Here is a 9,408-nt window from a genome sequence, read left to right as displayed (position 1 = left end):
CGAGCTCGTCTGGCGCACACGCTTCCAGACCAGACACGATGCCGAACAGGCCATTGCCCGCTACATCGACGGCTTCTACAATCCTGTGAGGCGACACTCCGCCCTCGACTACCAAAGTCCTGTGCAGTTCGAAAACCGGGCACTTAAATGAGCTAATGCCTCTCCATTAAAGCGGGGCAAGTCCATACGTTGCCCCCATCTCGGGCGACCAGAAGTTCATCAGGAATGTCAGGACCAGTCTCAACAAACCGCACAGCACGCTCCCGATTTCAATTTATGACCAGTTGCAGCTAGCCGTTCGTCCGCATCATCAATCGATAGATACAAAGAATCAATCGGGGCCCGTAGTGCTTGAGAAACCCATGTTTTGTGGACATCTCAGGCACTGCGGGCCCCGAAAGTTGAGGCTTAGTGGATAATAGGATTCACGCGCCTACATTGATAATCAGCAAGCGAGGCTAACTAGAACTTGTAGTTAAGACCCGCACGCACGACGCTGAAGCGCTGGGTCACGTCCTGGCTGCCGATACCCCCGGGCAGGCCGTTGTAGGTCTGGGTCCCGAGATCGACATAAAGGTATTCGGCCTTGAGCGAGATGTTCTCGGTAGCCTGGGCCTCGAGGCCGGCACCGACTGTCCAGCCCATATGGGTGGCCGACTGCGAGGTGGTGAGGCCGCCTGGAGTGGTGACGCTGGCCGTCCCGCGCCCAGCGGCGAAGCCACCGGTGACATAGGGCATGACTTGGCCGAAGCTCATGCCGGCGCGGCCGCGAACCGTGCCAAAGAAATCGACGCCCGCTTTGAACGTATCGGCACCAACGGCTTCGCTGTAACTGATGCCCGACCATTGCAGGTCAGCTTCGGTGCCGAGCACAATACCGCCGAGGTCGAGGTTGTAGCCGGCCTGCGCGCCGAGCGCGGCGCCACTGGTATTGTTCTCGGTTGTGGCGCCGCCAATGGTGGATCGGCGCGTCACGCCGCCCCAGCCGTAATCGGCGTTGACGCCCGCGTAGAAACCCGACCAACCCGTGGCTGGTGTAGGGGAATAGATGGGGCTCGCGCCGCTGTTCCAGCCAAGATCGGCGGCTTGTGCAGTGGCAGAAACCATCAGGAACGCGGCGAGTGCTATGCCAAAGCGCTTCATGGGGGATCCTCGTGTAAAGGTCGTTAATGCTGAGCGCAAAATGCGACCGAACCCATTAATGCAGCGGTAAGGAACAAGGTTAACGCCATGCGGATTCGCTGTGGCGCGCGCTCACATTTGCGTTGGCGCATGGAACGTTTTGGCGCTGAGCGAAAGGGTAGGACTAACGCGTCGCAGGCCGCGGGCGAGGCACTGGTGTAGTGCTGACGGTCGGTGCGGCGGAAAGGCTTGGCCGCAGATCGCCAGTTAGCGAGGCCTCATCGATTTCCACAGGATAAAGCGCAGGGTGGTCAGGGCGGGGGCGTGGCAGGCTGACACCAACGGCCATGCGGCCTAGGTCAGTAGCCACATAGGAAGCTGGCACAATGGTGTCGATCAGGTTGCTGGGTTGGCCCTTGAGGCCAAGCGGGAAGGCGGCTTCCTGGCCGGCGACATAGGTCTTGGCGTCCTTGCCACAGATCAGCGATCGCATATCGACCGGGGCAGCGCCGACGTCGTTGGCGAGAGTCAGAACCGTCTGGCCACTGGGGGGGATCGCACCGTTGAGGCCCTTAAGGAGCAGTTCGGCGGCGCGCTCGTTGCGGTCCCGGCCGGACGAGCCGCCCAACACCACGGCCAGCAGGCGGCGTCCATTGCGCTCGACAGTGGCGACGAGATTGAGTCCCGAGGCGCAGACGAAACCGGTCTTCATGCCGGTGGTGCCGGCGAAACTGCCGAGCAGCTTGTTTTCCGAATCCAGTTTTTTGCCATTCAACACGACCGTGCCGGTGCCAAAGATCGGCAGATATTGCGGAAAGCTCTGGCGGATATAGAGCGACAGCACCGCAAGGTCGCGGGCGGAAGTCACCTGCGCCGGGTCATGCAAGCCGTTCGGGTTGGTATAATGGGTCGCGGTAAGGCCCATGCGTGCCGAGGCGTCGTTCATCATGGCAACGAAGGTCGCTTCGTCGCCGCCGACGGTTTCAGCAATTGCGACTGAGATGTCATTGGCCGATTTAACCAGCATGACATAGAGCGCGTCCTGCATGGTCAGCGCGCTGCCGACAGGGAGCCCGGACTTGGATGGTGCTTCATTGAAGGCATTCTTTGAAACCACGACCGGCGTATCGAGCGTTACCTTCCCTGCAGCGATCTGTTCGAAGGCCACATAGGCGGTCATCATCTTGGTGAGCGATGCGGGGTGCCAAGGCTGGCCGGCTTCCTGCGCATAGAGCACGTTGAAATTGTCCATATCGACCAGCAGCATCGGATTGGCCCGGGCTGGCGCAAGGCTGAGCACGGCCAACAGGAGGGCGAGGACAAGACGACGGGCAAACAGCACGGGCAAACGGCTCCGACAGACGGGGAAGTGGGATGCTTCTAGCAGTGGCCGCGGATGATCTCAATGCAGGCGGGTGGTGCTGACGGGCAATTGAACTGCTGCTGACGCAATCTGTCGCGCTTGGGACACATAGCTGTCGCCACACAAAAGGGGACTAAGAGACATGACCGTGATCGTAACCGTGCTGACAGAAGGCTATGCCGATTGGGAATGCGCTTTGCTCAATGCGGTCGCCCGCAGCTTTTATGGCATCGAGACGCGGTTCGCGACGCCGGGCGGCAAACCAGTCACCTCGGCGGGTGGGCTCAAGGTGACGCCGGACTTGGCGGTGGAGGATATCGATGTCGCTACTATCGATGCGCTGGTGGTCAATGGCGGGGTGGCGTGGAGCTTGCCAGATGCTCCCGATATTGGAAAAGTGCTGATGGCGGCGCGTGATGCGGGTAAGACTGTGGCCGGCATTTGCGACGGTACACTGGCGCTGGCAAAGGCTGGGTTGTTGGACGGTGTCAGTCACACGTCCAACTCTGCTCAGAACCTGCCGCCGACCGGGTACCGAGGAGTCAGTCACTATCAGGACCAGCCATCGGCAGTGGTCGCCGGCAAGATCGTTACCGCACCCGGCACAGCACCGGTCAGTTTCATGGCCGGCGTAATGCAGACGCTTGGCCTGCGCGATGGCAATCTGGATTACTATCTCGGCATGCTCGCCGCCGAGCACAAAGTGGCCCAGGTGCGGTAGAGGCGAAGGCGCAGGCATCCGGGTTAAACGTGACATGGCGCGTTTCACCAGCGAGCGAGATCCTGTCAGACACCATGAAAATTGTACCCTAGGCACAGAAAGGAACCGTGGCTATATTAGTGACCAAGTAGTACGTTCCAAGGTCCGCCCAATGTCTCTCCACGACACCTCAAAGTCCGTCAATTGCCACGCCATGAGCGACGTCCTCAATCGCATTGGCGACAAGTGGAGTGTGATGGTGGTGGGCATGCTCGGCCGCAACGGCACCCTGCGCTTCAACGAGCTCAAGCGCATGATCAATGGCGTTTCCCAGCGCATGCTGACGCTGACCCTGCGCAATCTCGAGCGTGATGGCCTCGTCACTCGCACCATCTATCCGGAAGTGCCGCCGCGCGTCGAATATGGCCTGACCGAAATGGGCAAGACGCTGGATGGGCCGATCAGCAAGCTGTGGGACTGGTCCTCCGAGCACCATACCGCGATCATCGAGGCCCGTTCCGTCTATGATGCACGCGCAACCGCTGTGGCCGCCGCCGAGCCCCGGAAAGTTGCCTACGCGCAGGGGTGAGCCGCTGGAACTCCCAAAGTATTCCACCCCCACCGGCGTTTCCCGCGGACTTGATCCGCGGGTCGCCCTCAGCGCGGCGCCGCCGTGGAGAGACCCCCGGATCAAGTCCGGGGGAGGTGACTGTGTTTGTGGCAGCCTTCAGTGGCAAATCTAAACCAACGCCACGATCTTCTTCTTGATCCAGACGAAGCGGTACCAGCTCGCCTGTAATACCAGCATCATGGTGAAGCTGGCGGCATAGGCGATCCAGATGCCGGTCAGGCCGAGGCTGGTCTGGCTAAGCCAAATGGCGCCCGGCAGTTCGATGCAGAGAATGCAGGCCAGCGAAATCGCCATCGGCGCATAAACCGTGCCGCTGGCGCGCATGATGCCCGAGAAGATGACGCTCCAGCCGAAGAACAATATGCTCCACAGCACGACATGCAGCAGGGTCTCAGTCAGTTCGATTACCGCGGGATCGGTGATGAACAACGCGACCAGATGCTGGCTGAACAGGTATGCGAGCACGATCAGGCTACCGGTGACGACGAGATTGAGCACCAGCGCGGTGCGGGTGATGGCGCGGAGCTGCCCTATCTGTCCGGCGCCGATAGCCTGTGCTCCAAAGATCGAGGCGGCAATGCCGATCGACATCGCAGGGAACTGCACATAGCTCATCACCTGGCCGAGCGCGCCATAGGCGGCCGTAGCGTCGGAGCCGAACCGGTTGACCAGCCCGATAATGACAATGCCAGAAAGCGATGAAATCATCATTTGCAGGCCCGCGGGCACGCCCAGCTTGAGGATCAGGCCGAGCAGCTTGAAATCGGGTCGCACGACGGCGGTAAGCAGGATGCGGTCTGGCGCTAGCGGCATGTTGCGGGCGCGCATGTAGACGAACAGGAAGATCAGCACGGTGACGAAGCCGGCAATAGTCGCCACGGCGGCGGCGTTAACGCCGATCTTTGGCAGGCCGAACCAGCCGAGGATCAGCGCCGGCGTCACCACCAGCCCCACCAGCATGGACATAATCAGCGAAAACAGCGGCGTCACCGTATCGCCGACGCCACGCAGCACCGAGGTGGCGACGAAGAACACGAAGAAGGCCGGCATGCAGACAAACATGATGCGGGCATAGCCGACGGCGATGGACAGGATGTTCTGCGGTGCGCCGAGTACGGACAGGATCTGCTCAGTCCAGATGCCGCCGACAAAGGCCACGACCACGCCCAGTACAATCACTGCCGCCAGCGTGGTGCCGGTGATCTGCTTGACCTTGGCGACATTGCCAGCGCCCCAGGCCTGGCCGATGAGCACAGTCGATCCGGCCGACAGGCCGATGGAAAAGCTGAGCAGAAGGAACATAATGGGGAAGAAGGTGGCGATGGCAGCCAGCGCTTCAACGCCGATCAACTGGCCCACGTAGATGGAATTGAGCGTGCCTGACAGCGCCTGCAGAATATTGGCGGCCATCAGCGGCACGAGAAACACGGCGAAACGCTGCCAAAGCGGCCTCGATTGGGGGGTCATTTGAGCACTCCGAAGAACTCGACAAAAATAGCGTCACGTCGCTGGCCCAAAGGCAGCCGGGAATTCAGGCTGCGGAACCATTTTACACCCGATGTTTCGGATGCCGGCTGGACGGACGCGGGAGGCATGGAAATGACACGGCTGGCTGTGTACGCCCGAGGGCCGAGTGCGTCAATGTGTCTTGGGTTGGGTGGCGGTCGAGATATCCCACCGATCACGGAACGGCACCTTCCCCTCGACGGGAGGCTGGGTGGGGGTGTCGTTTAGCAGATATGTCCGGGCCAAACGTCCCCCTCCCTGACCCTCCCCGCGAGGGGGAGGGTGTCGACTGAGATGTTGGCTATCAAGAGAAGCGATAGCGACCATCACCACTTGTCATCGCGCTCAGACCGAATTCCCGATGCGCGCCACTCCATCCCCGCTACAACGCCAGCATGTCCGACGCTGCAACTCCCCGCTTTTCCGACCCGTTCTTTGCCGGCGCCCGCGCCTGCATTCCTGTGGTCATTTCGGTCGCCGCCTATGGGGTGGTCTGGGGCGTGCTTGCGCGTGGCGCTGGCGTCAGCCTGCTCGAAGTCATCATGATGAGCGGGCTGGTGTTTGCCGGCTCGGCGCAATTCGTGGCGCTCGACCTGTGGACGACGACGCCCGCGACCCTGCCGATCGGTCCGCTCATCCTCGCAGCTCTCATCATAAACCTGCGCTACCTGCTGCTGACGGCAACGCTACGGCCGCTGTTTCGCCCCGGCCAGCAGGTCAAGGGCGCGCTGACCATGTTCATTGTCTCCGACGAGACCTGGGCCATTACCTTGGGTGCTATGGCCAAAGGGCGCGGTACGGCGGCCTTCCTGCTCGGCGGCGGCGTGCTGGCCTATACCACATGGCTGGCAACGGCCGTTATTGGCCACACCCTTGGTTCGGCGATCGATGATCCGCGCAGCTATGGGCTGGACTTCGCCTTCACCGCCACCTTCCTCGTCCTGCTGCTCGGCATGTGGAAGGGCAAGGGCGACGTCATTCCGTGGCTGGTGGCAGCGCTGGCCGCCATCGTCACTGCAAAAATGATCCCTGGCAGCTGGTACATTCTTATCGGCGGCATGGTCGGCAGCCTGGCGGGCGCCATTGCAGACAAGGTTCGGCATGTGGACTAGCCCCGAAGCCGTCATCGCCATCCTCGGCATGGCGCTCGTCACCTTCGTCATCAAGGCCGGTGGCCTGCTGCTGGCCAATCGCCTGCCGCAGCATGGCTTTGCCGCAGCTTGGCTCAAGCATATTCCGGGCGCGGTGCTGGCCTCGCTGGTGGCGCCGGCCCTCGTCACCGGCAGCGCCGCCGAAGTGATTGCCGCTGCCGTGACCACGCTGGTCTATGTGACGACACGCAGCCTGTTTCCCGCCATGGCTGGCGGTGTGCTTGCGGTTTATCTGGCGCGTCTCTGGCTTGCAGCCTGAACCGACCTGCGCTAGAGACTTTTCCCGTGCCCCCCTGGCGGAATGGTAGACGCAGAGGATTCAAAATCCTCCGTTGCAAGACGTGCCGGTTCGAGTCCGGCGGGGGGCACCACTTTTGCCTGAGCCAGTGTGGCGCTCGGCATGCCCTCGCCACGCGCGGCCTGAGAATTTAACGTCACCCCTGCTGCCGGTAAGCAAGCCTTATCGTTCCGCTTCTACAGTCAGCACTCAACCCGACCGACGGTTCGGCATAAGTCGCATGCATGCGTGGCTTACCGACCTTTGGCCATGCGTCGTGCGCCGGATCTGAATGGAGCCCTGATGTCATCCTCGATTGCCCTGGGTTCCGAGCCGGCCATGGCCGCGCGAAACCGGCTGATCATGGTGGTTTATACCGCCACGATCTTCGTCAGCGCACTGCTGCTGTTTTCCGTGCAGCCGATGTTTACCAAGCTGGTGCTGCCGCGGCTGGGCGGCTCGCCGGCCGTGTGGTCGGTGGCCATGGTGTTTTTCCAGTCGTTGCTGTTGGCCGGCTACGCCTATGCGCATCTGCTGATGCATGTTCGCAACCGCTTCGTCGTCGTGGGCGTGCATCTCGCCGTGCTGCTTGCCGCAATGCTGACCCTGCCGATTTCGATCGCGGTCGGTTGGGGCAATCCGCCCGAAAGCGGCTATGCGCTTTGGCTGCTGGGATTGTTCACCGTGTCGATCGGGCTGCCGTTCTTTGCCCTTTCCGCCAATAGTCCGCTGCTGCAGGCGTGGTTCGTGCAGACCGGGCATCCCAATGGTCCGGATCCGTATTTTCTCTATGCATCCTCCAATATCGGCAGTTTCCTGGCGCTGCTGTCCTATCCGCTGCTGATCGAACCCATCCTGTCGCTGCAGATGCAGACCCTGTCGTGGACTTGGGGCTATGGGATATTGATCGTGCTGATCGGCCTGTGCGGGTTTCTGCTGTTGCGCTCGCCAGCCGCCGTTGCGGCGCGCCCTGCTGCCTTGGTCGAGCATGCACCAAAGCCTGGCTGGGCAAGATGGTTGCGCTGGATATTCTTGTCGGCTGTGCCGTCTGGGCTGCTGATTGCCGTGACCGCGCATATTTCCACCGACGTGGCAGCTGCCCCGCTACTCTGGGTGCTCCCCCTGTCGCTTTACCTGCTGACCTGGGTGCTGGTGTTCCAGAGCAAGCCCCTGGTTCCTCATCGCCTGCTGGTGTTGCTGCTGCCGATCGCGGTGGCTGATGTGATCCTGCTGCTGCTGGTTGGTAACGCGACCAATTTCCTGCTGACGCTTGGCGCACACCTGTTGTGCTTCTTCCTCATCACCATGGCGTGCCATGGCGAGTTGGCGCGGCTACGCCCGCCAGCGAAGTATCTGACCAGCTTTTACCTGGCGCTGTCCTTTGGCGGCATGGTTGGCGGGATGTTCGCCGGCCTTTTGGCGCCATTGATGTTTTCGTGGATTGCTGAGTATCCGATCCTGATCGCGCTGGCGGTGCTTTGCCTGCCGGTGGCCACGGAGCGCTTTCCTTTATGGGGGCGGTGGTACTGGCCAGTTCTGGCCGTGGTGGCGATGCTGCTGGTCGTGCCGGTCTTGGTGCCTGGCGCCATGTTGGAGTGGCTGAGTACAAGGCGTGTGCTGGTGGTCGGGCTTCTGACCATCGCTGCGGTCGTGTTCGCCGTCGCCTTGCGGGCCGACAGGCTCAAGCTGTTTGCCTTGATCGCGCTGGCGCTGGTGCTGCTCCGGCTCTATCCGGCCGATGGAGGCAGCGTCGAAACCGTGCGCAGCTTTTTTGGCATCCACAAGATCGTGGCGGTCGATGACGGGCGCTATCACGTCTTGATGCATGGCACGACCGCACATGGCGCCCAACAGATGCTGAATGCCGACGGTAGCCCGATAACCGGCAGGCCGGAGCCGCTTACTTATTACTCTCGGGATGGTGGTATGGCCCAAGCCATCAGGGCGATGCGCGCTGCAAAAGGCGGGCCGCTGCGGGTGGCGGTCATTGGGCTGGGCACCGGCTCGCTGGCCTGCACGGCGGAGCCGGGCGAGACCTGGAAGTTTTTCGAGATCGATCAGGCGATTGTCGATCTGGCGCGCAATCCAAAATATTTCAACTTCATCGACAAATGCATGCCCGACATGGCGCCGGTGATCGGTGATGCCCGGCTGACTTTCGCCGATGAACCTGACGGGACCTATGACGTCATTGTGGTGGATGCCTATTCGTCGGATGCAATTCCGGTGCATCTGGCCACGGTAGAGGCCATGGCGATCTACAAGCAGAAGCTGGCGCCGCATGGGGCCGTGGTCATGCATGTCACCAATCGGCATCTAGACCTTGCCAACGTTGCGGAAGGCATTGCTGGCGCCAATGGGCTGACAAGTTGGGTCGATGTGCATATTTCGCCGAGGATAGAGGAGTTTATCTACTCCTCCATCGTCGTTGTCTCAGCGCGCAGCGCGGAGGACGTGGGCGAGATAGCCAGCTCGAATGCCTGGGTGCTGACGTCCGCCGAGCCGGGGCAGGGTGTTTGGACCGATGATTATTCCAATGTGCTCGGTGCGCTGTGGCGGCGTCTGATGCATCCGGTGCAGGATGCTGTTCCGTCGCCGTTCGACGCGTCACCGTAACGTCCCTATCCTATCTCGGATACTGGCGGCGCAACCGGCGGA

At 61.4% G+C, this 9,408-nt stretch carries 9 protein-coding genes and 1 tRNA gene; 7 read left to right on the top strand and 3 right to left on the bottom strand.

The genetic code is table 11. The features are described from left to right. A partial coding sequence (locus WH91_RS23090) for an IS3 family transposase (RefSeq protein WP_144408342.1) occupies positions 1-151 on the top strand: 151 nt, incomplete at its 5' end. A 311-nt stretch (positions 152-462) separates the two neighbouring features. On the opposite strand, the gene WH91_RS03730 is transcribed toward WH91_RS23090, so the two are convergent. Both WH91_RS03730 and WH91_RS03725 read right to left on the bottom strand, forming a co-directional pair. Continuing rightward, complete coding sequence (locus WH91_RS03730; protein WP_046169673.1) at positions 463-1,143, bottom strand: outer membrane protein; 681 nt, start codon at positions 1,141-1,143, stop codon at positions 463-465. A gap of 163 nt (positions 1,144-1,306) precedes the next feature. Then, positions 1,307-2,464 (bottom strand): D-alanyl-D-alanine carboxypeptidase family protein, encoded by a 1,158-nt coding sequence (locus WH91_RS03725; RefSeq protein WP_052952568.1) that lies wholly within the window; start codon positions 2,462-2,464, stop codon positions 1,307-1,309. A gap of 163 nt (positions 2,465-2,627) precedes the next feature. Between WH91_RS03725 and WH91_RS03720 the strand changes: the two genes are divergently transcribed. Both WH91_RS03720 and WH91_RS03715 read left to right on the top strand, forming a co-directional pair. After that, entirely contained in the window at positions 2,628-3,206 is a 579-nt protein-coding gene (locus WH91_RS03720) for a DJ-1/PfpI family protein (protein ID WP_046169672.1), read from the top strand. Positions 3,207-3,357: 151 nt separating this feature from the next. Next, on the top strand, positions 3,358-3,774 hold the full coding sequence (locus tag WH91_RS03715) for a winged helix-turn-helix transcriptional regulator (protein ID WP_046169671.1): 417 nt from the start codon (positions 3,358-3,360) through the stop codon (positions 3,772-3,774). A 150-nt stretch (positions 3,775-3,924) separates the two neighbouring features. Here the strand turns inward: WH91_RS03715 and WH91_RS03710 are convergent, their stop codons facing one another. After that, a complete protein-coding gene (locus WH91_RS03710; protein WP_046169670.1) occupies positions 3,925-5,283 on the bottom strand; it encodes an MATE family efflux transporter in 1,359 nt (452 codons plus the stop codon). Positions 5,284-5,717: 434 nt separating this feature from the next. Here WH91_RS03710 and WH91_RS03705 point away from each other — a divergent pair, with 434 nt between their 5' ends. The 4 genes from WH91_RS03705 (at position 5,718) to WH91_RS03690 (ending at position 9,366) form a co-directional block, all read left to right on the top strand. Then, positions 5,718-6,434: an AzlC family ABC transporter permease gene (locus WH91_RS03705; RefSeq protein ID WP_046169669.1), complete on the top strand. Its 717-nt coding sequence runs from the start codon at positions 5,718-5,720 to the stop codon at positions 6,432-6,434. Next, entirely contained in the window at positions 6,424-6,732 is a 309-nt protein-coding gene (locus WH91_RS03700; RefSeq protein WP_046169668.1) for an AzlD family protein, read from the top strand. Before WH91_RS03705 ends, WH91_RS03700 begins: the two co-directional genes overlap by 11 nt. Before the next feature lie 28 nt (positions 6,733-6,760). Further along, positions 6,761-6,844: transfer RNA gene (locus WH91_RS03695), tRNA-Leu, on the top strand. A 209-nt stretch (positions 6,845-7,053) separates the two neighbouring features. Beyond that, positions 7,054-9,366, top strand: a complete 2,313-nt coding sequence (locus tag WH91_RS03690) for a spermidine synthase (protein WP_046169667.1) — start codon at positions 7,054-7,056, stop codon at positions 9,364-9,366. Positions 9,367-9,408: the final 42 nt, after the last annotated feature.

This window comes from Devosia psychrophila (assembly GCF_000971275.1).
In the GTDB taxonomy this organism is placed as follows: domain Bacteria; phylum Pseudomonadota; class Alphaproteobacteria; order Rhizobiales; family Devosiaceae; genus Devosia; species Devosia psychrophila.
Note: the sequence above shows the minus strand (reverse complement) of the source record. Positions and strands in the feature narration are given on the sequence as shown.